The sequence below is a fragment of the Prescottella defluvii genome, assembly GCF_000738775.1.
GTDB lineage: Bacteria > Actinomycetota > Actinomycetes > Mycobacteriales > Mycobacteriaceae > Prescottella > Prescottella defluvii.
In genome coordinates this window covers 12,585-37,155 of sequence record NZ_JPOC01000079.1, presented here as the reverse complement: position 1 = coordinate 37,155, position 24,571 = coordinate 12,585, and the positions used below count along the sequence as shown (strand labels likewise).

General features: G+C 69.5%; 22 protein-coding genes and 1 pseudogene. 13 read left to right on the top strand and 10 right to left on the bottom strand.

Annotated elements, in window-relative coordinates; translation table 11 throughout:
- A pseudogene (locus IJ15_RS26805) lies at positions 1-383 on the bottom strand (hypothetical protein); the annotation flags it as partial.
- A gap of 465 nt (positions 384-848) precedes the next feature.
- On the opposite strand from IJ15_RS26805, the gene sucC reads away from it, so the two are divergent.
- Together sucC and sucD are read left to right on the top strand one after the other, a co-directional pair.
- A complete protein-coding gene (sucC, locus tag IJ15_RS0123005) occupies positions 849-2,018 on the top strand; it encodes an ADP-forming succinate--CoA ligase subunit beta (RefSeq protein ID WP_031940679.1) in 1,170 nt (389 codons plus the stop codon).
- A gap of 15 nt (positions 2,019-2,033) precedes the next feature.
- Positions 2,034-2,936 carry a succinate--CoA ligase subunit alpha gene (gene sucD, locus IJ15_RS0123000; RefSeq protein ID WP_031940678.1) on the top strand — a complete coding sequence of 301 codons (903 nt, stop codon included), beginning with the start codon at positions 2,034-2,036 and terminating at the stop codon, positions 2,934-2,936.
- 84 nt (positions 2,937-3,020) lie between these two features.
- Here sucD and IJ15_RS0122995 read toward each other — a convergent pair whose 3' ends face one another.
- Complete coding sequence (locus IJ15_RS0122995) at positions 3,021-3,656, bottom strand: IMPACT family protein (RefSeq protein ID WP_031940677.1); 636 nt, start codon at positions 3,654-3,656, stop codon at positions 3,021-3,023.
- Positions 3,657-3,806: 150 nt separating this feature from the next.
- On the opposite strand from IJ15_RS0122995, the gene IJ15_RS0122990 reads away from it, so the two are divergent.
- From IJ15_RS0122990 to purH, 4 genes are all read left to right on the top strand, one after another.
- Positions 3,807-4,691 (top strand): DUF5336 domain-containing protein, encoded by an 885-nt coding sequence (locus IJ15_RS0122990; protein ID WP_031940676.1) that lies wholly within the window; start codon positions 3,807-3,809, stop codon positions 4,689-4,691.
- A gap of 70 nt (positions 4,692-4,761) precedes the next feature.
- The gene (locus tag IJ15_RS0122985; protein ID WP_031940675.1) at positions 4,762-6,375 is read left to right on the top strand and encodes a cell division protein PerM; all 1,614 of its coding nucleotides are present in this window, start codon (positions 4,762-4,764) and stop codon (positions 6,373-6,375) included.
- 18 nt (positions 6,376-6,393) lie between these two features.
- A complete protein-coding gene (gene purN / locus IJ15_RS0122980) occupies positions 6,394-7,071 on the top strand; it encodes a phosphoribosylglycinamide formyltransferase (protein WP_197059895.1) in 678 nt (225 codons plus the stop codon).
- The gene (gene purH, locus IJ15_RS0122975; RefSeq protein ID WP_031940673.1) at positions 7,064-8,650 is read left to right on the top strand and encodes a bifunctional phosphoribosylaminoimidazolecarboxamide formyltransferase/IMP cyclohydrolase; all 1,587 of its coding nucleotides are present in this window, start codon (positions 7,064-7,066) and stop codon (positions 8,648-8,650) included. Before purN ends, purH begins: the two co-directional genes overlap by 8 nt.
- 43 nt (positions 8,651-8,693) lie before the next feature.
- Here purH and IJ15_RS0122970 read toward each other — a convergent pair whose 3' ends face one another.
- Entirely contained in the window at positions 8,694-8,942 is a 249-nt protein-coding gene (locus IJ15_RS0122970; RefSeq protein WP_031940672.1) for a hypothetical protein, read from the bottom strand.
- Between the two features lie 345 nt (positions 8,943-9,287).
- The gene (locus IJ15_RS0122965; RefSeq protein ID WP_031940671.1) at positions 9,288-10,256 is read right to left on the bottom strand and encodes an alpha/beta hydrolase; all 969 of its coding nucleotides are present in this window, start codon (positions 10,254-10,256) and stop codon (positions 9,288-9,290) included.
- 88 nt (positions 10,257-10,344) lie between these two features.
- Between IJ15_RS0122965 and IJ15_RS0122960 the strand changes: the two genes are divergently transcribed.
- From IJ15_RS0122960 to IJ15_RS0122945, 4 genes are all read left to right on the top strand, one after another.
- Positions 10,345-11,736 (top strand): ATP-binding protein, encoded by a 1,392-nt coding sequence (locus tag IJ15_RS0122960; protein ID WP_197059894.1) that lies wholly within the window; start codon positions 10,345-10,347, stop codon positions 11,734-11,736.
- A 13-nt stretch (positions 11,737-11,749) separates the two neighbouring features.
- Positions 11,750-13,699, top strand: a complete 1,950-nt coding sequence (locus IJ15_RS0122955; protein WP_031940669.1) for a vWA domain-containing protein — start codon at positions 11,750-11,752, stop codon at positions 13,697-13,699.
- Positions 13,700-13,798: 99 nt separating this feature from the next.
- Positions 13,799-15,217 carry an amidase gene (locus tag IJ15_RS0122950; protein ID WP_031940668.1) on the top strand — a complete coding sequence of 473 codons (1,419 nt, stop codon included), beginning with the start codon at positions 13,799-13,801 and terminating at the stop codon, positions 15,215-15,217.
- Between the two features lie 21 nt (positions 15,218-15,238).
- The gene (locus IJ15_RS0122945) at positions 15,239-15,934 is read left to right on the top strand and encodes a helix-turn-helix transcriptional regulator (RefSeq protein WP_031940667.1); all 696 of its coding nucleotides are present in this window, start codon (positions 15,239-15,241) and stop codon (positions 15,932-15,934) included.
- A 16-nt stretch (positions 15,935-15,950) separates the two neighbouring features.
- Here IJ15_RS0122945 and IJ15_RS0122940 read toward each other — a convergent pair whose 3' ends face one another.
- The 6 genes from IJ15_RS0122940 to rpsR form a co-directional block, all read right to left on the bottom strand.
- Positions 15,951-16,877 (bottom strand): AEC family transporter, encoded by a 927-nt coding sequence (locus tag IJ15_RS0122940; protein ID WP_031940666.1) that lies wholly within the window; start codon positions 16,875-16,877, stop codon positions 15,951-15,953.
- Positions 16,878-17,042: 165 nt separating this feature from the next.
- Positions 17,043-17,915 carry a hypothetical protein gene (locus tag IJ15_RS0122935; protein WP_031940665.1) on the bottom strand — a complete coding sequence of 291 codons (873 nt, stop codon included), beginning with the start codon at positions 17,913-17,915 and terminating at the stop codon, positions 17,043-17,045.
- Positions 17,916-18,215: 300 nt separating this feature from the next.
- On the bottom strand, positions 18,216-18,992 hold the full coding sequence (locus IJ15_RS0122930; RefSeq protein ID WP_031940664.1) for an ABC transporter ATP-binding protein: 777 nt from the start codon (positions 18,990-18,992) through the stop codon (positions 18,216-18,218).
- Entirely contained in the window at positions 18,989-20,023 is a 1,035-nt protein-coding gene (locus tag IJ15_RS0122925; RefSeq protein ID WP_031940663.1) for a FecCD family ABC transporter permease, read from the bottom strand. Before IJ15_RS0122925 ends, IJ15_RS0122930 begins: the two co-directional genes overlap by 4 nt.
- Positions 20,020-21,216 carry an ABC transporter substrate-binding protein gene (locus tag IJ15_RS0122920; protein WP_031940662.1) on the bottom strand — a complete coding sequence of 399 codons (1,197 nt, stop codon included), beginning with the start codon at positions 21,214-21,216 and terminating at the stop codon, positions 20,020-20,022. Before IJ15_RS0122920 ends, IJ15_RS0122925 begins: the two co-directional genes overlap by 4 nt.
- A 104-nt stretch (positions 21,217-21,320) precedes the next feature.
- A complete protein-coding gene (rpsR, locus tag IJ15_RS0122915) occupies positions 21,321-21,578 on the bottom strand; it encodes a 30S ribosomal protein S18 (protein ID WP_031940661.1) in 258 nt (85 codons plus the stop codon).
- A gap of 152 nt (positions 21,579-21,730) precedes the next feature.
- Here rpsR and IJ15_RS0122910 point away from each other — a divergent pair, with 152 nt between their 5' ends.
- The 3 genes from IJ15_RS0122910 (at position 21,731) to IJ15_RS0122900 (ending at position 24,562) form a co-directional block, all read left to right on the top strand.
- Complete coding sequence (locus IJ15_RS0122910; protein WP_031940660.1) at positions 21,731-22,342, top strand: trimeric intracellular cation channel family protein; 612 nt, start codon at positions 21,731-21,733, stop codon at positions 22,340-22,342.
- A 70-nt stretch (positions 22,343-22,412) separates the two neighbouring features.
- Positions 22,413-23,099 carry a response regulator transcription factor gene (locus IJ15_RS0122905; RefSeq protein WP_031940659.1) on the top strand — a complete coding sequence of 229 codons (687 nt, stop codon included), beginning with the start codon at positions 22,413-22,415 and terminating at the stop codon, positions 23,097-23,099.
- Entirely contained in the window at positions 23,099-24,562 is a 1,464-nt protein-coding gene (locus IJ15_RS0122900; protein ID WP_031940658.1) for a HAMP domain-containing sensor histidine kinase, read from the top strand. The genes IJ15_RS0122905 and IJ15_RS0122900 overlap by 1 nt, the downstream gene beginning before the upstream one ends.
- The last annotated feature ends 9 nt before the right edge of the window (positions 24,563-24,571 follow it).

Here is a 24,571-nt window from a genome sequence, read left to right as displayed (position 1 = left end):
GGAGTGGGGAGGCGGTGAAGACCGCCGCGTCGCGCAGGAGAGGCGACGTCGCGGGCCGCGTCAGCGGATCCGGCGGGGGCGAAGGCGTCGAACGGGGTCGAGCCTTCGGGATTCTCGGGCTTTTTTTCACTGTGGAGCATGGCGTTGCAAATCTCAGAACTTTCGGCCTCGGAGTAACGAACCTCCGGGGGCGTCGGATAACTGGGCGGGACGCCGTTGTCCACTCGGTGCAGCAGTGTGACCGGAGACGGCTCCGCTGCTGGATTGCAACGCTCGAACTCGTGATCTGCCGCGGTCCGAAATGCCTGCGAGGGCTCGATGGATTCCGGGTCGGCGTGTTGTTCGGTGAATCGACTGGCCGTGAACTGAGCGCGGTGGTGCATGTGCCCTGCCGTCCTCCTGCCCGTGACCTGCCTGTGACTTAGACCTTGGCGACGGTAACGAAACGGTTGCGGCTGGGCAACCTGTACCCCATCACGATTTGGAAGATGTGACGGGCGTCACAGCCTGAGCTGGGGGAATGCCGAACATCCCAAATGGTCTCGTTCATATATCGGGATGACACGGCGGTGTTACATGTCGCCCGGCGACGAGTTCGAGCGAAGTGGTCCCGCCCGCGGGCCCGGGTGTCGCACCTGCCATCCTTGCCGTGGCATTCCACGCCGGGACCGCTACCCTCTCCGGGGCGCGCAACCCGCTGTGTGGCGTGCCGTGACGACTGTCGGTGCGTGACATATGCCACATAGCATGTGGGCGAGCGATAGTCGATTGATTGAACTAGATAAAGTCCGACACGGACCCGCTCCTACCCCTCGAGCGGGCGTCAACGCAGACGAGACGGTGAGCACATGGATCTCTTCGAATACCAGGCGAAGGAACTCTTCGCCAAGCACGACGTGCCGACGTCGGCCGGCCGTGTTACCGACACTGTCGCCGGTGCCCGCGAGATCGCGGAAGAAATCGGCAAGCCTGTGATGGTCAAGGCGCAGGTCAAGGTCGGCGGCCGCGGCAAGGCCGGTGGCGTCAAGTACTCGCCCGACGCGGATGCTGCGCAGGCGAACGCCGAGGCGATCCTGGGCCTCGACATCAAGGGCCACGTCGTCAAGAAGCTGCTGGTCGCAGAGGCGAGTGACATCGCTGAGGAGTACTACATCTCCTTCCTGCTGGACCGCACCAACCGCACGTACCTGGCCATGTGCTCGGTCGAGGGTGGCGTCGAGATCGAGGTCACCGCCGAGGAGAACCCCGACGCCCTCGCGAAGATCCCCGTGGACGCCGTCAAGGGTGTCGACCTGGCGTTCGCGCGCGAGATCGCCGTGGCCGGCAAGCTGCCCGCCGAGGTCCTCGACGCTGCGGCCAACACGATCCAGAAGCTGTGGGAGGTCTTCATCAAGGAGGACGCTCTCCTGGTCGAGGTCAACCCGCTCGTCCGTACGCCCGACGACCAGATCCTGGCCCTCGACGGCAAGGTCACGCTCGACGAGAACGCTGCGTTCCGTCAGCCCGGCCACGCCGAGTTCGAGGATCGTGACGCCACCGATCCTCTCGAGCTCAAGGCCAAGGAGAACGACCTCAACTACGTCAAGCTCGACGGCGAGGTCGGCATCATCGGTAACGGCGCCGGCCTGGTCATGTCGACCCTGGACGTCGTCGCCTACGCGGGCGAGAAGCACGGCAACGTCAAGCCCGCCAACTTCCTCGACATCGGTGGCGGCGCCTCGGCGGCCGTCATGGCTGCCGGCCTGGACGTCATCCTGAACGACGCACAGGTCAAGAGCGTCTTCGTGAACGTCTTCGGTGGCATCACCGCGTGTGACGCGGTCGCCAACGGCATCGTCGGCGCGCTCGAGACCCTGGGCGACGAGGCCAACAAGCCGCTCGTCGTGCGCCTGGACGGCAACAACGTCGAAGAGGGTCGTCGCATCCTCGCCGAGGCCAACCACCCGCTGGTCACGGTCGTCGCAACCATGGACGAGGCTGCCGACAAGGCTGCCGAGCTCGCCTTCGCAGCGAAGTAAGGGACACAGACAACAATGGCTATCTTCCTGACCAAGGACTCCAAGGTCATCGTCCAGGGCATCACCGGCGGCGAGGGCACCAAGCACACCGCTCTGATGCTGAAGGCCGGCACCCAGGTCGTCGGCGGCGTCAACGCCCGCAAGGCCGGCACCACGGTCTCGCACACCGACAAGGACGGCAACGCCGTCGAGCTGCCGGTCTTCGCGACCGTCGCCGAGGCCATGAAGGAGACCGGCGCGGACGTCTCGATCGCGTTCGTTCCCCCGGCCTTCTCGAAGGACGCCATCGTCGAGGCCATCGACGCGGAGATCCCGCTGCTCGTGGTCATCACCGAGGGCATCCCGGTGCAGGACTCCGCTTACGCGTGGGCCTACAACGTGGAGAAGGGCAACAAGACCCGCATCATCGGCCCCAACTGCCCCGGCATCATCACCCCGGGTGAGGCGCTCGTCGGCATCACCCCGGCGAACATCGCCGGCAAGGGCCCGGTCGGCCTGGTCTCCAAGTCCGGCACGCTGACCTACCAGATGATGTTCGAGCTGCGCGAGTACGGCTTCTCGACCGCCATCGGCATCGGCGGCGACCCGGTCATCGGCACCACCCACATCGACGCCATCGAGGCGTTCGAGAAGGATCCCGAGACCAAGATCATCGTGATGATCGGTGAGATCGGTGGCGACGCCGAGGAGCGTGCCGCCGACTACATCAAGGCCAACGTCACCAAGCCGGTCGTCGGCTACGTGGCGGGCTTCACCGCTCCCGAGGGCAAGACCATGGGCCACGCCGGCGCCATCGTCTCCGGTTCCTCGGGCACCGCGCAGGCCAAGCAGGACGCCCTCGAGGCTGCCGGTGTCAAGGTCGGCAAGACGCCGTCCGAGACCGCGGCTCTCGCTCGCGAGATCCTGAAGAACCTCTGATCGCAGTCTGATCACCCGAACGGCGCTCGCAGCCAAGGCATCCGCCTGGCCGCGGGCGCCGTTCGGCATTCGGGGGAAAGTGCGTCAGACGTCGACCCACTGGACGCCCGCCGGCGTGAGTTCTCCTGCGCCGGAGGTCAGTTCGGCGACGGTCGACGCGAGTTGGGCGGGATCGCGGGTGGCGAGCGTGAAGGTGACCGCGGCGCCGTACGTGGCGTCGACGACGCTCACCCCGCGGGCGCGGAGCTCGGACTCCACCCGTCCAGCGATGTCGTGGCCCACCTCGACGGACACCAGTTCGAGGCGCTCGCGACTCAGCAGCGCGGACGCGGCGACCGCGTCGTCGACGACAGCGACGACGGCCCCCGAGTACGCCCGCACCAGCCCACCGGCACCGAGCTTGATGCCCCCGAAGTAGCGCGTGACGACCACCGCGACGTCCACGAGGTCCCGGGCCCGCAGGACCTGGAGCATCGGAATCCCGGCGGTCCCGCCCGGTTCGCCGTCATCGTTCGACCGCTCGATCCGGTCCGACGGGCCGTTGCCCGTGATGTAGGCCCAGCAGTGGTGCCGCGCGTCGGGATAGCGACGGCGCTGCGCGTCCACGAAGTCCTGGGCGTTCGACGGGCCGTCGATCCGCCGGAGCACCGCGATGAAGCGCGAATGCTTGACCTCGGTCTCGGTCTCGATCTCGGTCCCGGCGGGCAGCGTGAAGGGCATGAGCCCATCTTCCCGTGCGGTGTGTCGCGGCCGGGCGGGCGGCGTGTCCGGGACCGGCGTCGTCGCGGTATCGCCCACGACTTTCCCGATGATCCGCGTGGATGATCAGGGTAGCGTTCATGGGGTTTGATACGTCGACTAGGAGCAGACATGACTTACACCGACGGAGGGTCGGGCTTCGGCCAGCCCTCGCAGCCGCCGGCGGCGAACGCCGCCAAGAGTTTGTCGTTCTATCTCGGCATTGCGGTCCTCGCGCTGGGCGTCGTCAACTTCCTCCTCGGGTTCGCTCCGTACCTGAAGGACGCGGCCGGCTCCCGGTACGGTGTCGAACTCTCGGCCAACGCGTTCGAGAGCAACGGCTCGCTACCGCTCACCTTCCTGCTCTTCGGCGGACTGCTGGCCGGTCTGGCGCTGCTGCCGAAGCAGTCCTACGCGGGTCCCGCTGCGGCCGCGTCGGTGGTCGGCTTCCTCGCGTCGTTCGCCCTGATGCTCAACATTCCCACCGGCGGCAGCCTCGCGGGCGGCGGCGTCACGATCCTGATCCTGGCGTTCGTCCAGGCCGTGATCGCGACCGCGGTGTTCCTGTTCGGTTCCGGGCTCGTCAAGCAGCCGCAGGGGCGGCCGACCCGTACCCACACTCACCCCGCTGCCTACGGCCATCCGCAGGCCTACCCCGGCCAGCAGGGCTATGGCGCCCCGGGTGCCCCGGGCGCCCCGGGCGTCCAGCAGGGTTACGGCCAGGGCTACCCGCAGCAGCAGCCGTACGGTCCGGCCGGCCAGGCGCAGCAGGGCTACCCGCAGCAGGGCTACCCCCAGCAGCCCCAGCCCACAGCCGGGTACGGACAGTTCCAGGCCGGTCAGCAGCCCTACCCCTCGCACCAGCCGACGCAGCACATTCCGCAGCAGCCGCAGGCGCCGCAGTCCGACGCGCCGTCGACGCAGCCTCCCACTCCGGCCGGGTCCTCCGATTCGCCCAGCGCGCCCACCCAGGCGTTCGGCGCGCAGACCGAGAATCCGGACGACGAGAAGAAGTGATCGAGTGGGCCGCGCCACGCCTCGGCGCGCCTGAACGCCGCCGCCGGGCGTGGGTGCGACCCTCGAACCGATGACTTCTCTGCTTGGTCGTGGCGCGCGCCGCGACATCTCCGACCGACCCGATCCCGGCACCGACCAGGTGCGCGCGCTGCTCGGCGTGGCGCTGCGGCCCACCGGTGTCGCGATCGCCGCGATCAGTGTCGTCGTCATCGTCACGCTGGTCGCATCGAACAGTGATCTCGCCGGGGTGGTCGGGGCGATCGCCGCGTGCTGGCTGGCGCTCCACCAGGTTGCGCTGACCGTCACGGACGCCCCGCTCGGCGTCCTCCCGCTCCTGCCGACGGCCGTGATGATGTGGGCCGTCGCCCGCGGGTGCGCACGTGCGGTGACGGCACGCACGACGCCGGTCGACGCGGCGCGGGTCGTGGCCGCCGCGGTCGCCGGCCCGCTCGTGATGACGCTCATCGCGCTCGCGGTCGTCGCCGACGCGGAATCCGCCGTCGCACTCGAGGTCCCGAACGCCGCCGAGGCTCTGGCGTGGGTGCTGGGTATCCACCTCGTTGCCGCGGCGGCCGGGGTCGGTACGACGATCGGGCGGGCCGAATGCGTGCGCCGGGGCGCACCCTCCTGGGTTCCGGAGGTACCCCGCGTGGCCGCACGGGCCGCGATGGCGCTGTTCGCGGCGGGTTCCGCCGTCATCGTCGCCTCGCTGCTGTGGTCGTGGTCCGAGGTCGGGGCACTACTCGGCGAGGGCTCGGATCTGGTCGGCGTGCTGGGGCTGAGTGTCCTGTCGGTGCTGTACCTGCCGAACGTCGCCGTCGGGGCGGTCGCGGTCCTGGCCGGCGGGACGGCGCACGCCGGTGGCACCGCGGTGAGCGTCTTCGACATCGTCCCGGGCCCGGTGCCCCCGGTCCCGGTCCTCGGTGGGGTCCCCACCGAACTGGTCGGAACCGGGTGGCCGGCGCTGCTGATCGTGCCGCTCGCGGTCGGTGCGCTCCTCGGCTGGGACTGTGGCCGGCTGAGGCTGCCGGTGCAGGAGACCGCGTACACCGTGGGGTGCGCCGCCGCCGGTGTCGCCGTGGTGGCCGCTGCCGTCGGTTTCGCGGCGGGCGGGGAGTTGGGGGCGTACGGCTTCGTCGGTGTCGAGCCGATGGCGCTGGGACTGATCACCTTCGGGCTCCTGGTGCTGCCGGGACTGGCGGTCGCGACACTGATCGCGCGGCAGGGCGACGTCGAGTCGGCTGACGACGGTGACACCGCGCCGACCGAACCGTCCGAGGACGCCGGGGCGGCGGCGGTGTTCGACGGCGGCGAGAACGATCCCACGCTCGCCTTCGAGGTGAAGCGCCTCGCGCTGCCGTCGATGCGGTACCGCTCGGAGCCGGATGTCGACCCGGATTCGGACCCGGAGTCGGACACTGCCGCGGATTCGGAGCCGGAGCCGGTGTCGCGCTCGGCCGAGCTCGATGCCGCCGCTGATTCCGGAGAGGCGGTGCTCGAGGGCGAGCTGGTCGACGCCTCCGAGGAGGCCCCGGCCGCCGTCGATCGTGCAGACGTGATCGACGTGGAAGTCGAGGCGGAGCCGCTGGATCCGGGGGAGCCGGAGACGGACGCGCCGGAGACGACCGCGAGCAAGTCGTCGGAAGGCGACCTGCCGGACGGTCCGGTGACCCCCAGCGACTAGTCTCTAACCCGGCCCGTGATGCGGCCCGACCGTCTCGAAATCAGGAGTAGTGCGCTGACTGCCACGCGTGACCAGCTGCGGCCCACTGTGCCCGCTCGGATCGTCGTACTCGCGTCGGGGACGGGCAGCCTACTGCAGGCGCTCATCGGCGCCACCCACGCCGACGGATACCCCGCGACCATCGTCGCGGTCGGCGTCGACCGGGACTGCGGCGCCACCGCACACGCCGAGGACGCGGGCATCGACCACTTCCGTGTGGCGTTGCGTGATCACCCGGACCGTGCCGCCTGGGACGTCGCGCTCACCGAGGCCGTCGCAGGACACCGGCCCGACCTGATCGTCAGCGCCGGCTTCATGAAGATCCTCGGCCCCGCGTTCATCGAACGCTTCGGTGGCCGGATCATCAACACGCATCCCGCGTTGCTGCCGTCGTTCCCCGGCGCGCACGCGGTTCCCGACGCTCTCGCGTACGGCGTCAAGGTCACCGGCTCGACGGTGCACCTGGTCGACGGCGGCATCGACACCGGCCCGATCCTGGCGCAGGAGCCGGTCGAGGTCCTCGCCGACGACGACGAGGCGACGCTGCACGAGCGCATCAAGACTGTTGAGCGGCGACTGCTGGCCGAGGTCGTGGCCGCCGTCGCCCTCCGAGGTGTTGTTTCCGACGGACGAAAGGCCGTGATCCCCAGTGAGTGAACGCAAGGCTGTGCGCCGCGCACTTGTCAGCGTCTACGACAAGACCGGACTGGTCGAACTGGCCACCGGCCTGCACCAGGCCGGTGTCGAGCTGGTTTCCACCGGTTCCACCGCAGCCAGGATCGCCGACGCCGGCATCCCGGTCACGAAGGTCGAGGACCTGACCGGCTTCCCCGAGTGCCTCGAGGGCCGCGTCAAGACGCTGCACCCGCGCGTGCATGCCGGCGTTCTCGCCGACACCCGCAAGCCGGAGCACCTCGCCCAGCTCGAGGAGCTGGGCATCGAGGCGTTCGAGCTGGTGATCGTGAACCTGTACCCGTTCACGCAGACCGTCGCATCGGGCGCCACCCCGGACGAGTGCGTCGAGCAGATCGACATCGGCGGTCCGTCGATGGTCCGCGCGGCCGCCAAGAACCACCCGTCCGTCGCGGTCGTCGTCGACCCCGCGAAGTACGAGGGCGTCCTCGCCGCGGTCGAGGCCGGTGGCTTCAACCTCTTCGAGCGCACCGCTCTGGCCGCGCAGGCGTTCCAGCACACCGCGTCCTACGACGTCGCGGTCGCCACCTGGATGACCGAGAGCCTCGTCGAGTCCGTCACCCCGAGCGAAGCGACGGAAGACTCTGCACTGTCGAAGTTCCCGCGCTGGGTCGGTGCCACCTGGGACCGCTCCGCGGTGCTGCGCTACGGCGAGAACCCGCACCAGGCGGCGGCGCTGTACGACAGCCCGTCCGGCCCGGCAGGGCTCGCGCAGGCGAAGCAGTTCCACGGCAAGGAGATGTCGTACAACAACTACACCGACGGTGACGCCGCGTGGCGTGCCGCGTACGACCACGCCGAGCCCGCCGTCGCGATCATCAAGCACGCCAACCCGTGCGGCATCGCTGTCGGTGCCGACATCGCCGAGGCGCATCGCAAGGCGCACGCGTGCGACCCGGTCTCCGCGTTCGGTGGTGTCATCGCCGCGAACCGTGAGGTGACCGTCGAGATGGCCGAGCAGGTCGCCGACATCTTCACCGAGGTCATCATCGCGCCGTCCTACGCCGCCGGCGCCGTCGAGGTGCTGGCCCGCAAGAAGAACGTGCGCGTCCTCGAGGCCGCGGCTCCCACCGCAACCGGTGTCGAACTGCGCCCGATCTCCGGCGGCGCACTGCTGCAGGAGCGCGACGTCCTCGACGCGGACGGCGACAACCCGGCCAACTGGACTCTCGTGGTCGGCGAGGCCGCGGACGAGAAGACCCTCGCGGATCTCGAGTTCGCGTGGCGCGCATGCCGTGCCGTGAAGTCCAACGCGATCCTGCTCGCGAACGACGGCGCCTCGGTGGGCGTCGGCATGGGCCAGGTCAACCGTGTCGACTCGGCGCACCTCGCGGTGCAGCGTGCCGGTGATCGTGCGCAGGGTTCGGTGGCCGCGTCGGATGCGTTCTTCCCGTTCCCCGACGGCCTTCAGGTGCTGCTCGACGCCGGTGTCCGCGCCGTCGTCCAGCCCGGTGGCTCGGTCCGCGACAACGAGGTCATCGAGGCCGCCCGCGAGGCCGGCGTCACGCTCTACCTGACCGGTGCGCGCCACTTCGCGCACTGATCGATCACTCGGACGACGCTCCCTCGTCCGGAGTTCGCGAGCCTCAGGCCGCGAGCCCGGACGGGGGAGCGTTGTGCTGTGCGGACTCGACGAGCGCGCGGGCACTGGCGTCGTCGGTGCCCGAGATGACCAGGCGGGCGGCACCGCGGGCGAGCAGTCGACCGATCAGTTCGGCCGCGGCCGCGTCCTGGCCGATGTCGATGTGACTGAGGTCGAGGGTGACGACCTGTCCGGTGAGGTCACCGGGCAGGTCCTGCTGGGGGGCGCTCAGTGCGCCGATTCGAAGCTTCATCGTGGTTCTCCTGAACTGTGTGTGGGTGATCGACCGAAAAGAAAAGGCACCCGAGGCGGTGTGCCTTCGGGTGCCGAGAATGGTGCCGTTTACGGGTGACTCATTCTCGGTGCCGTCGATCGAAGGCTGCGGGGCCGTGCCACGCGGGTACGGCTGCGAATACGTGATCGTGGGAAAAATGCTTGCTGCAAAGCCGCATTGCATACTTCGCGGCGCTTTCGACGCGCATCGTGACCGTACCTTTCTCGTGTGTGCCCGTTGGTTAACGGAGAACCATACAGCAGTGACCGCTCGGCGACATCTTGTTTTCGTGCGAGTGTGTCGCCGAGCGGCCGTCCGGGGTGCCTAGCGGAGGGTTGCGAGCCAGCCCTCGAAACCGTCCGTGAACTCGGTGGACCACGGCAGCGGCTCGATGTAGTCGGCGCCCGTCGAGACGCCGGTGCCGATGTCCTTGAGCACGTGGTTCGCGGTCGTCATCCGCACCGACGTGAGCGCGGTGTGAGCGAGCGCGGCGTCGAGTGCGTCGACGTCGCTGCTGATCAGCTGGATGTCCTTGGCTGAGCAGCTCGTCACGACCGGCATCCCGGCGGGCAGGCGGCCGGCCAGCTCGCGGGGATCGAGCGCGTCCTCCTCGGCGAGCGCCCGGGCGTTCGCCGGGACCAGCCCGGCGGCGCGCAGCGGGTCGGGCAGGTCGTCGCTCAGGGTGGCATCGGTGCGCAGCGACTCGACGGCCCCGGCGAGCGCCAGGCGCAGCTCGTCGGCCAGTTCGATCGGGAGCTGACCGGCGCCGACGACGGCGGTCAGCTGGCCGTCGATCTGCGCAGTGAGCAGGTCCAACAGGCGCACGGCGAGCGGCTCGAGCAGGCCCAGGCCGGCGACCTTCGCGCCGCTGTCGGCCAGCGCCAGGGCGATCAGTGCGCCCTCACTGTGCCCGACGACGTACACGCGCTCCGGGTCGACGGCGGCCCGGTCGGACAGGAAGGTCAGCGCGGCGTCGGCGGCGTCGGTGAACACCGAGAAGCCGAGGTCGCTGATGTCCTCGACGTCGTACGGTCCGAGCCCGGTGGAACCGCTGCCCAGCTTGTCGTAGCGCAGGCTCGCGAAGCCGTGCTGCTCGAGCAGGTCCGCGAGGAACCCGAGCGTGCCGATCGAACCCGGGAGCAGCGCGCTGTCGCCGTTGCGGTCGGTCGGCCCGCTGCCGGCGAGCAGCAGGACCGCGGGGGCGGGTGCGTCGGGACCCGACCCGGCGGGCAGGCGCAGGCTGCCGTGCAGGGTGATCGCGCCGGTGGTGAAGGTGATCTCGGTATCGGCCATGCCCCGTGTTTATCAGAGCCGGGCACCCACTTCGCACGCGGCGGCGGGCCCACGTGCCGAATCGCCCGAACACTCGTAACTTGGAGTGGTGACTGCCACATCGCCAGCCGATCTGCCGCGGACCGTTGCCGAATTGCGGGCGTCCGGTCACGTCCACCGTGCGGTCAAGGACGAGATGCGCGAGAACCTGCTCGCGGCGCTGCGGGACGGACTCGACCCGTGGCCGGGGATCGTCGGATTCGAGGAGACGGTGCTGCCGCAACTCGAGCGGGCGATCATCGCCGGGCACGACGTCGTCCTGCTCGGTGAGCGCGGGCAGGGCAAGACGCGGCTGCTGCGAACCCTGTTCCTGCTGCTCGACGAGTGGACCCCGGTGATCGCCGGTTCGGAACTCGGGGAGCACCCGTACGAGCCGATCACGCCGCTTTCGGTGCGGCGGGCCGCCGAGCTGGGGGACGGCCTGCCGGTGGAGTGGCGGCACCGCAGTCAGCGGTACGCCGAGAAGTTGGCGACCCCCGACACGTCGGTGGCCGACCTCGTCGGCGACGTGGACCCGATCAAGGTTGCCGAGGGCCGCAGTCTCGGCGACCCGGAGACCATCCACTTCGGCCTGGTGCCCCGCGCTCACCGCGGCATCGTTGCGATCAACGAGTTGCCGGACCTCGCGGAGCGGATCCAGGTGTCGCTGCTCAACGTCATGGAGGAACGCGACATCCAGGTGCGCGGCTACACCCTGAGACTCCCGCTCGACGTCGTGCTGGTGGCCAGCGCCAACCCGGAGGACTACACCAACCGCGGCCGGATCATCACCCCGCTCAAGGACCGCTTCGGCGCCGAGATCCGCACCCACTATCCGTCGCTGCTCGCGGACGAGATCGCGGTGATCGAGCAGGAGGCGCACCTGCAGGCGCGAGTGCCGCATCACCTGCTCGAGGTGCTGGCCCGGTTCACCCGGTTGCTGCGCGAGTCGACGTCGGTGGATCAGCGGTCGGGAGTGTCGGCCCGGTTCGCGGTGGCCGGGGCCGAGACGGTGAGCGCGGCCGCGGTGCATCGCAGCGCGGTGCTCGGGGAGGCCGATCCCGTGGCCCGGCCGATCGACCTCGGCACGATCGTGGAGGTGCTGCGCGGCAAGGTCGAGTTCGAATCGGGCGAGGAGGGCAGGGAACTCGAGATCCTCGAACACCTGCTGCGGCGGGCGACCGCGGACACCGCCCGAACCCGGCTCGGCGGCATCGACCTCGCACCACTGGTGATCGCCGTCGAACAGGGGCAGCCCGTGGTGACCGGGGAGCGGGTCACCGCGAAGGCGCTGCTGGGGGAGTTGCCCGACCTCGAGGTGCTCGACGAGGTCGCGACCCGACTCGGTGCGCAGTCCGACGGGGAGCGGGCGTCGGCCGCCGAACTGGCGCTCGAGGGCCTGTATCTCGCGCGGAGGATCTCGAAGAACCCGGACGAGAACGGGCAGGCGGTGTATTCATGAGGACGGCGGCCTCGTGAGTCCGTCCCGCGGTGCGCGCTACGGCCGGTACGAGGGTGGTGATCCACTGGCGCCGCCGGTGGACCTGCGCGACGCGCTGGCCGCGATCGGCGACGACGTGCTCGAGGGTGTGTCGCCGCGGCAGGCGTTGCGGGAGTTCCTGCGCCGCGGTGGCGGTGCCCGACGTGGGCTCGACAAGCTTGCCGCGCAGGCGAATCGGCGTCGACATGAACTGTTGGAGAACCACGACCTCGCGGGAACGCTGGACGAGATCCGTGAGCTGCTCGATCGTGCGGTGCTCGAGGAACGCAAGGCGCTGGCCCGCGCGCTCGACGACGACGCCCGGTTCGCGGAGATGCGGATCGAGGAACTGCCGCCGTCGACGGCGCAGGCGGTGTCGGACCTGGCCGACTACGACTGGCGCAGCAGCCGGGCCCGCGAGGACTACGAGAGGATCCGCGAACTGCTCGGCCGTGAACTGCTCGACCAGCGGTTCGCCGGGATGAAACAGGCACTGGAGGGGGCTACCGACGAGGACCGCCGGCGAATCCGGGACATGCTCGGGGACCTGAACGCGTTGCTGGAGAGTCATGCTCGCGGGGAGGACACCACCGAGCAGTTCCGGGACTTCATGGACCGGCACGGCGACTACTTCCCGGAGAACCCGCGGGACACCGAGGAACTGCTGGACTCGCTGGCGCGCCGGGCCGCCGCGGCTCAGCGTCTGCGGAACTCGCTCACCCCGGACCAGCGTGCCGAGCTGGATGCGCTTGCGCAGCAGGCGTTCGGTGACCCGTCGCTGATGAACCAGCTGGACCGTCTCGACGCGCACCTGCAGGCCGCGCGTCCCGGCGAGGACTGGGCCGGCAGTGCACGATTCCGCGGCGACGACGGCATGGGGTTGGGGGAGGGCACGTCCGCGCTCGCGGATATCGCGGAGCTCGAGCGGCTGTCCGAGCAACTGTCGCAACAGTATCCGGGCGCCCAGCTCGACGACATCGACACCGAGGCGCTGGCCCGGCAGCTCGGCGACGAGGCGGTCGCGGATGCGAAGACGCTCGCCGAGCTGGAACGGGCACTGCAACAGCAGGGCTTCTTCGACCGCGCCCCGGACGGCCAGTGGCGGCTCTCACCGAAGGCGATGCGGCAGCTCGGCCAGACCGCGTTGCGGGACATCGCCGGAAGCCTCGCGCACCGCGGCGGTCAGCGGGAGACCCGCCGCGCGGGCGCGATGGGCGAGCCGACCGGGGCATCGCGGGCGTGGGAGTTCGGCGACACCGAGCCGTGGGACGTCACCCGAACCCTGACGAACGCGATCCTGCGCGACCCCGGACGGATGCCGGTGCGGATGTCGGTCGCCGATGTCGAGATCGCCGAGACCGAGCAGCGGGCGCAGGCGGCGGTGGCGCTGCTGGTGGACACGTCGTTCTCGATGGTGATGGACGGGCGCTGGGTGCCGATGAAACGCACCGCGCTCGCGCTCGAGCATCTGGTGACCACGAGATTTCGTGGGGATGCGTTGCAGCTCATAGGTTTCGGTCGGCACGCGCAGGTGCTGACCGCGGCGGAGCTGGCCGGTCTGGACGGTGCCTGGGATCAGGGCACCAATCTGCACCACGCGCTGCTGCTCGCGGCCCGGCACCTGCGTCGGCACCCCGATGCGCAGCCCGTCGTGCTCATCGTCACCGACGGCGAGCCCACCGCGCACCTCGAACCCGACGGTGAGGCGTTCTTCGACTACCCGCCGAGCGTGCGCACGCTCGGCCTGACGGTGCGTGAACTCGACACCCTCGCCCGCCTGGGCGCGCAGGTCACGATCTTCCGGCTCGGCGACGATCCGGGGCTGGCCCGCGTCGTCGACCGGATGGCGCAGCGTGTCGGCGGCCGGGTGGTGGCGCCCGCCCTCGACGGCCTCGGGGCGGCGGTCGTCAGCGACTACATGCGGATGCGCCGACCGCAGCGGTGAACCGGCGCGCCATCGGTCATCCGACCGATGGTGCCGGTGTGACGGCGGTCATAGCGTTGCGGTCGTCTCCGAAACACGTCACCGTGAAGGGTGGTTCCCATGAGCACATCGGACCTGGGTTGGATGCCGGCCACCGAGATGGCCGCGCAGGTCGCCTCGAAGAAGTTGTCGCCGAACGAGATCGCGGAGGAGATGATCCGTCGCGTCGAGGAGGTCAACCCTGCCGTCAATGCGATCGTGCAGTTCGACGCCGAGCAGGTGCGACGTGACGCTGCCGAACTGGCGCGTGCACAGGACAGCGGCGACGCGCTGGGCCCACTCCACGGCGTCCCGTTCACGATCAAGGACCTCACCGACGTCCAGGGAACCCCGACGACGTTCGGGCTGAAGCCCATGCGCGACAACATCGCCGAGCGTGACGCCGTGATCGTGACACGGCTGCGCCAGGCCGGCGGACTGTATCTCGGCAAGACGAACACGCCGGAGAGCGGCTACTACGGAGGCACCGACAACCACCTGTTCGGTCCGACCCACAATCCGTGGAAGCCCGGCTACTCCGCGGGTGGATCGAGTGGCGGTGCGGCGGCCGCCGTCGCCGCCGGTCTGGGCCCGCTCGCGGAGGGCAGCGACGGCGCCGGCTCGGTGCGGATCCCGGCGTCGCTGTGCGGCGTCGTCGGACTCAAGCCCACGACCGGGGTGATCCCGCAGACGATCATGCCGGGCCGCTTCAACAACTGGGCCTACCACGGGCCGATCACCCGGACCGTCGCCGACAACGCCCTGATGCTGGATGTTCTTGCCGGTCCTGATCATTCGGATCCGCTGAGCATCGAGCGGGTCGAGTCGTCGTATGTGGAGGCGGCGCGCGGCGGTATCGACGGTCTGCGGGTCGCATGGTCGCCGAACCTCGGTCTGGGGCCGGTCGACGCCGACGTCGCCGCGGTGTGTGTGGAGGCGCTGGCGTGCTTCGAGGAGGCGGGCGCCAAGGTCGTCGAGGCGACGCCGTGCTGGGGCGATCCGTCGGAAGCGATGTGGCATGGCATCTGGGTGCCGGGCTTCGCCGGCGAGCACGACATGCTCGACTGGGACTCGCTCCACGGCCAGGTCGACGACAACCTGATCGAGCTCATTCACGAGGGTCGACGACTGACCGGTGTCGACTACGGCCGTGCCGACACCTTCCGGGGAGGGATGTGGGACACCTGGACGGAGTTCATGAACGACTACGACGTCCTGATCTCGCCGACGCTCGCATCCGCCACGTTCCCACTCACCCAGTTCACGCCGGACTGGCTGGAGGGCAGGTCGCTGCGTGAGCAGTTGCTGGGCTGGCTGCTGACCTACCCGTACAACATGCTCAACAATCCGGCGATCACGGTGCCCGCCGGCTTCACCCCGGACGGGCGCCCCGTCGGTCTGCAGATCGCGGCGCGTCATCGTCAGGACGCGCTCGTTCTGCGTGCCGCGGCGAGCCTCGAACAGGCGCGGCCCTGGGCCGAGCGGCGTCCGGTGGCGTAGCTCGCAGGTACATTCGGGTCCATGAGCGAGCAGCGCGCGACGGTGACCGTGGATCAGGACCTGCTGGCGTCCCGATCCCCGGTCACCGTCGCGTACGGCCTGCTCTCGCGCTGGTCGACCGAACTCGGCTATGCCGCAGCCGCCATCACGTACCGCAGTCGCGGCGACCGCTCGCACCGGGTGCTCGCCAACGGCGGGTACACGCTGCCCGTCGCGCAGTACCTGGCTCGGGAGTTCGTCGACGACGCCCAGGTCTTCGACCACATCCGGATCGCCTCCGGTCGTCCGGTCTGCTGGGAGGACGTTCCGGACTTCCAGCGGACGACCACCGTGGAGGACGTGCTGCGTCCGTCCGGATTCCGGGAAGGGTCGTCGGTGGCGCTCGGCCTCGAGCGCGGCGAGGTCACCAGTGTCCTGCACGTGAGTTTCGCCCGCCCCGAGATCGATTCGGCCGCGCGCGCGGGGATCGAGGCCCTCGCGGTGCAGTGCCGCCGGATCGTCGCCGATCACGGCGACCGCGAGAAGTTCCGGCTCAGCCGCCGGGAACATCAGATCCTGACACTTGTCGCACAGGGATTGAGCAATGCCGAGATCGCGACGGAACTGCTGGTCGGCCGGAGGACGGTGGCAACCCACCTCGAGAACATCTTCTCCAAGACCGGCACGCGGTCGAGGGTGCGGCTGGCGGTGCGCGCCACGGAACTCGGGATCCTGTGAGTCCCATCGATCCCGATCAGGTCAGCAGTGCCGCGACCAGCGCGATCGCCGGGATCGACGCCAGCGTCGTGACGAAGGCCGCGTCTCGCGCGAGGACCATGCCGCGCTGGTAGCGGCTCGCGTAGACGAAGACGTTCTGCGCGGTCGGCAGGGTGGAGACAACGACGATCGCGAACAGTTCGTGCCCGTCGAGGCCGAGTAGGAAGCGGGCCATCAGGTACGCGAGGACCGGTTGCACGCAGATCTTCAGCACCGACGCCAGCGCCACGTCACGCCGCGGGCTCGCACCTTTCTCGAGGACGCGCACCCCGTACAGGGACAGTCCGAACGCCAGCAGGGCGCCGGGGACGGAGGCGCCGCCGATGAGCCGGAACGGCTGCATCAGCGCCTCGGGCGGCGTCCAGTTCGACACTGCGACAGCGAGTCCGGCGGCCCCGGCGAGCACGATCGGGTTCTTGAACGGTGCGGTGATCGTCTCGAGCCGGGAGCTGCCCTCACGCATCGTGCTGACGTCGAGGACGGTCAGAGCGATCGGCGAGAAGATCATGATCTGGAACAGCAGCAACGGCGCGACGAACGATGCGTCGCCCAGGACGAACACCGCGATGGGGATGCCGAGATTCGCCGAGTTCACGTACGACGACGCGAGCGCGCCGATCGTCAGTTCCGGCAGCGGTCTTCGCAGCCACAGTTTCGCGACGGCCAGGTAGATGCCGGCGACCGCGAACGCCGTGGCCGCCGCGACGGCCAGGGTGGGGGAGAAGACGACCGATAGGTCGGAGTTCGCGAGGGTGTCGAACAGCAGCGCCGGGGTCGCGACGAAGAACACCAGGCGGCTGAGGACGAACTGTCCGTGGTCGCCGAGCGTGCCGCTGCGCCCGAGGAAGTATCCGATCGCGATGACGACGAAGATGACCGTGAACCCTGCCACCACGCCCGACACGCCTACATCCTTCGATTCCCTTGTGGCGCCGACCTGCATGATCAACCCAGTTCGGGAAGCTTACCGCCGCCGATCACCGGTGATGCCTCCGCGTCCGTCACGACGACCGCGCCCCCACCTCCTCGGGAAGTCGAGGAGGTGGGGGCGCCGTGACGTGAAGACGGATCAGGAACCGAGCGAATCGGTGCTCAGCGACCCGAGATCCAGCGAGCCGAGCGAACCGGTGCTCGACGAGCCCGCCGAACCGAGCGAACCGCTCTCCGGCGAGTCGGTCTCGCTCGGCGCCGGATCCTTCAGCGCGAAGTTCGTGGTGCAGCCGTTGAACTTCACGGCGTCGACCAGCGTCGAGGTCTCCTCGGATCCGCGGCCGATGCTCACTCCGTAGTGGTCGACGACCGCGTCCGGGTTGGCCGCGGCGATGTCGGCGAGCGGCACGAGCGCGCGGCCGGTGGCGCCCGCGATGTTCGACGTGCTCCACCACTTGCCGTCCTGCAGGTTGGCGTGGGTGTAGCCCTCGGTGGTGTCGGCGGCGTCGGCGTCCGGAACCCAGACCAGGGTCGTGAAGCCGTTGTCCTTGTACTTCTCGTTGTCGGTGGTCCCGGTCAGGCGCAGCTGGAACGAGGCCTGCGGGTTCGCGCCGCGCTCGGAGAAGCCGATCTCCTGCTTGATGGCGTCGGACAGCTTGATGCCGCCGGCTTCGTGGTAGCTGGCCGACCGGTCGGCGGTGCCGAAGACCTCGAGCTTCAGCGAGCCGTCTTCGTCGAGCACCTTCTTGTCGGTGTGGTACGCGATCTGCCGGACCTCGTCGTCGAACGGGTTGCCCCAGCCGTTGGGGGTGGTCTTGGTCGACAGTTCGGCGCAGGCGAACGCCTCGGGCGCCTCCGTGGTCTCGCTGGAGCCGGCAGAGCCCGTCGAGCCGGTGGAGCCGGTCGAGCCGAGCGATCCGGTCGACGAGGCGCCAGCGATCGCGGGTGCGACGAGCGCGACGGCGCTGAGGATCGCTGCGGCGGATCCGATTCGGAATGCGTTCTTGGACATACTTACTCACCTCTGTGCGTGTAGTGGACACGGTTCGACGCCCCGGTGGGAAGCGGCCGAAAGGCCGGCCCGGGATGCCATGAGTCGATGCGACGTCGGTGTTCGGCGGATGCCTTCTGGATACCTTCGACGCCATCCCCTGTGATCCCCCCATGGGTACAGGCGTCGCCCCCTCGTTCATGTGACTGAAGAGCTGAACGACTTCACTCAGAGTAGACAACCCGGACAGCAAATACAAGACCGGTCGGTTTGTTTAGTCGGGGCAACGAAAATGCCGGTGTCAGAGACGTGTTCGGGCGCTCAGCTTCCGCCCAGTCGGAAGATCCCGTCGGCGGGATCGAAGTGGACCCGCCGGGAGTCGAAGGCTCGACGGATCGCGCCGGAGTCGATCAGCGTCGAGGGGGTGCCGTCCACCACGGTGCCGTCCCCCGCCGCGAGCCACACGTGCTGCGCGGTCCGCAGCACCAGTTCCACGTCGTGCGTCGACAACAGCACCGTGATGCCGGCGTCGGTGGCGATCTCCTCCAGGAGCACGAGCAACTCGACGCGGGCCGCGACGTCGAGGAAGGCACTGGGCTCGTCCAGCACCAGCAGGGCCGGTTGCTGCACGAGCGCGCGTGCGATCAGCACCCGCTGCCGCTGACCGTCCGACATCTCGTGGAGTCGGACGTCGGCGAGGTCGGTGGCGCCCATGCGATCGAGGCTCTCGGCGATCAGCCGCCGTTCCGCCGCGCTCAGGCGGGATGCGAAGCCCTGGTGGGGAAGTCGTCCCAGCGCGGCGACCTCACCGCCGGTGAGCAGGCCGCCGTCGACGCGGTCGGTGAGGACCACTGCGACCCGCCGGGCCCGCTCGGCCGGGGTCAACGTCGTGATGTCGGTGTCGTCGAGACGGACCGATCCGCGGATGATCCGCTGCAGACCGGCCACCGAGCGCAACAGGGTGGACTTGCCGGCGCCGTTGGGTCCGAGCAGCGCGGTCACCTGGCCGGAGTGCGCGGTCAGATGCAGGTCGGTGAGCACCTCCCGCGGTGGCCGACCCGGATAGCCGACCGTCACGCCGTCGAGTACGAGGGTCATGCCATTCCCGCCTTGGTCTGCCGCGACCGCATCAGAACGAGGATGACGACCGGCGCCCCGACCAGCGCGGTCACGACGTTGAGCGGCAGCACCCCGTCCCGGCCCGGCAACTGCGCCACCACCGAGCACAGCAGTGACACCGCGGCCCCCATGAGGACGGCGCCGGGCAGCAGCACCCGGTGATCCGATGTCCCGAGGACCAGGCGCGCGAGGTGCGGGACCGCGATCCCGAGGAAGGCGATGGGCCCGCAGAATGCGGTGACCGCGCCGGCCAGCAGCGCCGCCGAGGTGATCGCGACCGTGCGGGTGCGCAGCATGTGCACGCCCATCGAGTGGGCGTAGTCCTCGCCGAGCAGCATCGCGTTGAGCGGGCGAACCAGGGTGGCGGCCAGCATGATTCCGACGACGACAGCGGGAATCAGCACACGCAGATCGGACCACGATGCGCCGGAGTACGACCCCAGGCTCCACAGGATGAACTGCTGCATCTGCGCGGGCTGGGAGAACGCGACGAGCAGGGAGACGACGGCACTGGTGACCGAACCGACCATGACGCCGACGATCAGCAGGGTCACCACCGACCTGATCCAGCGCGAGATCGCCAGCACCACGAGCAGCACCACCAGGGCCCCGATCGCCGCGGCCGCCGCGATCCCCAGCCGTCCCGTTCCGGCCACCGCGGCGAACACGCCGGCGCCGGTCCCCGAACCGAGCACGACCAGCGCGACACCCAGACTCGCGCCGGACGACACCCCGAGGATGTACGGGTCGGCGAGCGGGTTCGCGAACAGCGTCTGCATCAGCAGACCGGCGACGGCGAGCGCGGCGCCCGCGCAGGCCGCGGTGACGACGCGGGGGAGCCGGATGTCGGCGACGAGCGTCGTCCAGCGCGCATTGCCCGCATCCCCGGTCAGCAGGTATCGCGCGGTGGCGTCGAACGGGATCGTCACCGACCCCACCGACACCGCGAGCACGACCGCGACGACGACGAACGCGGCGAGTGCGGTCAGTGCGGCTGCGGTGCGGTTCACTGCAGGCGGCGGTAGAAGGTGAACTCGTGTCCGGGCATCAGATCCGGATGGGCGATCGCGATCAGGTCCGCCAGCACCAGGTCCGGGCGCAGGACGCCCTGCTCGTAGATGTCGATGGCGCCGGCGTCGGTGACCCGGTTCGACGACGTCCACACCTGCCCGTCACGGAAGGCCGCGAACTCGGCGAGGCGCGGTTCCGCGGCGATCGCCGCGGCCTTGGTGGTGTCGGCGGAATTGCTGATCGAGACCGGTGCGTCCCCGGCGCGAGCGAACACCGTTTCGAGGTCGGTCTGCAGGCTGCCGGTGCCCGGCTCGCTCATCCACGGGTGGGTGATGCGGGCCGTCGCATACAACTCGTTGGAGTAACTGGCGAGCGGCACCGACCACCCGCCCTGGTAGGGCAGGCCCGGAACGATGGCGACCGGCGTCTTGTTCGCCGCCATCGTCGTGTACCGGTCGTAGTCGGCGACGATCCCGTCGAACGTCTCGGTGGCCTGCTTCTCGGTGCCCGTCAGGGCCGCGAAGAACTTGATCCATTCGGCGCGGCCACGTGGATCGGTCTCGAGCCAGTCGTAGTTGTCGAGGACCGGGATGCCCGCCCGCTCGATCACCGGAAACGCCGGATCCTCGAACCCGCCGGTGACGAAGGCCTGCGGGCCCTGCGCCACGACGGACTCGGCGTCCACCTGACCGGCCGTCGCGAACTGGGTGACGCCGTCGCCGGTGATGTGTGCGCGGGCCGTCTCGCTGTAGACGTAGTCGGCGCTCGCGAACCCGGTGAGGGCGTCGAGCCGGCCGAGCGCCTCGAGGCTGGGCAGGTGGGTGGTCGATTCGGTGAACAGGTCGGTCACCGGTGTCGTGACCTGCTGCGCGCCGGCCAGGTCGCCGGTCAGCTCCGGCGCAGGGGCACCGCACCGGGTGAGCACGTACGCCTCGTCGGGCTGTCCGGGCTGGCGAACCGTCAGCACCTGGTACGAGTTGTGGTACTCGATGTCGAAGTTCGCGGCGTACTCGACCGCCTGCTTGTCGGGGAAGTAGTCGGTGTTCGCGTCGAAGTCGGTGATGCACCCGACACCGCCGCTGTCGGTGCCGCCCCCCGCGGTGCTCGACGAGTCGGACGAGCAGGCCGCGACACCACCCACGGTCAGGGCGGTGGCGGTGAGGAGAACAGCGGTACGGAGCGAGAACGACACCCCGAGAATCTAGCGCGGCCCCGAACCGGTGGTGCGTCCGCGCCGAAAACGCCGAGGGGCCGCGCAGTCGCTCGACTGCGCGGCCCCTCGGCGATGCGGGTGTGCTACCGGCTGGTGAAGGGCAGCAGGGCCATCTCGCGGGCGTTCTTCACCGCGACGGCCACCTGACGCTGCTGCTGCGGCGTGAGGCCCGTGACGCGGCGGCTGCGGATCTTGCCGCGGTCGGAGATGAACGTGCGCAGCAGGTTGACGTCCTTGTAGTCGACGTACTCGATCTTGGCCGCGAACAGCGGGTTCTTCTTGGGCTTGCGGCCCGCGTCCGCGCCGCGCCCCTTCTTCGACGGTGCCCTCTTGACTGCCATTGCTCTTCCTTACCGGCTCGACGGCCCGAACCTTTGCAGGTCGCTGTGCGGACGTCCATCCGCAGCGTCTCGATTGCGCAATCGTACCGGACCGACGTCCCCCGGCAGCCGAACGACGGTGGTCCGGCATGTGTTCGTGCGACGCTGTCCGCGTGCTGCTGAAGATCCTCGAACTCGCGGGCATCGCGGTGTTCGCCGCATCGGGGGCGCTGGTCGGGGTGACCAAGCGGTTCGACATCTTCGGGGTCTGCGTCGTCGGCGTGTTCACCGGCATCGGCGGCGGCATCGTGCGCGACGTGTTGCTCGGCATCCACCCGCCGACGTCGCTGACGAGTTGGCCGCTGTTCGCGACCGCGGCGACGACGTCGGCGATCGTGTTCTTCGTGCATTCGGCGATCGGACGGCTGCGCCGCGAGATCCTCGTGCTCGACGCGCTGGGGATGGGACTGTTCGCGAGCACGGGTGCGATCATCGCGCTCAGGGCGGACGCCGGTGCCCTCGCCGCCGTCCTGATCGGCGCGACCGCGGCAATCGGTGGCGGCATCCTGCGCGACGTGCTCGTCAACGAGGTGCCCCTGCTGCTGCACCGCGACTTCTACGCGATTCCCGCACTGCTGGGCGCCACGCTGGTCGTCGTCGGATCGGAGGCGGGACTGACCGTCAACACCGCGCTGGTCCTGGGCACCGTCGTCGCGACGAGCGTCCGGTTGGCCGCGTTGTGGCGGCACTGGAGCCTGCCGGGGCCGCGGCAACCCCGGGAATGATGCGACACGCCGGACGCGGTGAACGGGATCCTCTCAGCGGGATCTCAGTCGGTGGGGCCAAAATGTCCGCATGCGCATTTTGGTGGTCGACGACGACCGGGCGGTCCGGGAGTCGCTGCGGCGTTCGCTGAGTTTCAACGGGTACACGGTCGAGCTCGCCGTCGACGGCGTCGATGCGCTCGAGAAGGTGGCCGCGTCGCGTCCCGATGCGCTGGTGCTCGACGTCATGATGCCGCGACTCGACGGGCTGGAAGTGTGCCGACGCCTGCGGAGCGCCGGTGACGATCTTCCGATTCTCGTTCTCACGGCGCGTGATTCGGTGTCGGAGCGGGTGGCCGGTCTCGACGCGGGCGCCGACGACTACCTGCCCAAGCCGTTCGCGCTCGAGGAACTGCTCGCACGGCTGCGTGCCCTGCTGCGCCGCGCCGCGCCGGCCACCGGTGACGACTCCGAGGCGATGACGTTCGAGGACCTGACGCTCGATCCGGTCACCCGCGAGGTGACTCGGGCGGGCCGGTCGATCAGCCTCACCCGAACCGAGTTCGCGCTCCTCGAGATGCTCATGGCGAACCCCCGTCGGGTGCTCTCCCGCAGTCGCATCCTGGAAGAGGTGTGGGGATACGACTTCCCGACGTCGGGCAACGCGCTCGAGGTGTACGTCGGCTACCTGCGTCGCAAGACCGAAGCCGAGGGCGAGTCGCGACTGATCCACACGGTCCGCGGCGTCGGGTACGTGCTGCGGGAGACTCCTCCGTGATGGGCACCCCCTTCGGGCGATCGGGTACCCACCCCGACCCGACCGGCCCGCAGTTCGGTCCGATGTCCCCGCCGCAGCACGAGATGCGGCCACCGATGCCCCTCACCCGGTCGGTGTCCCTGCGGTGGCGTGTGACGCTGCTCGCGGCGTCCGTCGTGGCGATCGCGGTCGCCGTCATGGCGCTGGCTGCATACGCGGTGGTGTCGCGGGCCCTGTACGCCGACGTCGACAACCAGTTGCGGTCGCGGGCGTCCGCGATCGTCGACAACGACCTCATCACGTTCGACCCCCGGTACATCGCGGGCGCGACGCTCTACACCAGCGATATCAGTGTGGCGCTGATCTTTCCGGACCTGAACAAGTACATCCCGCCAGGCTCGGTGGTACCGATCGGGCCGGCCGAGATGGCGGTGGCCCGCGGCCAGCTCGACTTCTCGCTGCGGACCGTCGAGGGTAATCGGGTGCTCGCCGAACGCACCCGTGACGGCAGCACCCTGGTGATCGCGCAGCGCCTCGAGCCGACCGAGGACGTGCTGGACCGGCTCGCATGGGTGCTCTTCGTGGTCGGCGGATGCGGTGTCGTCCTCGCCGCCGCGGCCGGAACAACCGTCGGTCGCACGGGCCTGAGACCCATCGCGCGACTGACCGCGGCCACCGAGCGTGTCGCCAGGACCGACGACCTCACCCCCATCCCGGTCACCGGCAACGACGAACTGGCTCGCCTGACAACAAGTTTCAACACGATGCTGCGTGCCCTCGCGGAATCGCGGCTCCGGCAGAGCCGGCTCGTGGCCGACGCCGGACACGAGTTGCGCACTCCGCTCACCTCGCTGCGCACCAACATGGAACTGCTCATCGCCTCCAGTCGCCCGGGTGCACCGAGCATTCCGGATCAGGACATGGCGGACCTGCGGGCCGACGTGGTGGCACAGATCGAGGAGTTGTCCACGCTCGTCGGGGACCTGGTGGACCTCGCACGCGAGGACGCTCCTGAGACGGTGTTCGAACTGGTCGATCTCAGCGAGGTCGTGGAGCGCTCGCTGGAGAAGGCCCGGCGGCGGCGGAACGAGATCGACTTCGAGGCGGTGACCACGCCGTGGTTCATCTACGGCGACCAGGCCGGGCTCTCTCGGGCCGTCCTCAACGTCCTCGACAATGCCGCCAAGTGGAGTCCGACGGGGGAGCGCGTCCAGGTAACGATGCGGCAGATCGGCGATCGGTTGCTCGAGCTCGTCGTCGACGACGCCGGCCCCGGCATCCCGTTCGAGGACCGTGAACTGGTCTTCGAGCGGTTCTACCGGTCGACGGCGTCCCGGTCGATGCCGGGATCGGGTCTCGGCCTGGCCATCGTCCGGCAGGTGGTCGTCAAGCACGGCGGCACGATCGCGGTCGAGACCTCCGATCGCGGCGGTGCCCGTATCCGCATCGTCCTGCCCGGCGAACCCGAGGCGGACAGCCGCTGACCTGGAGGC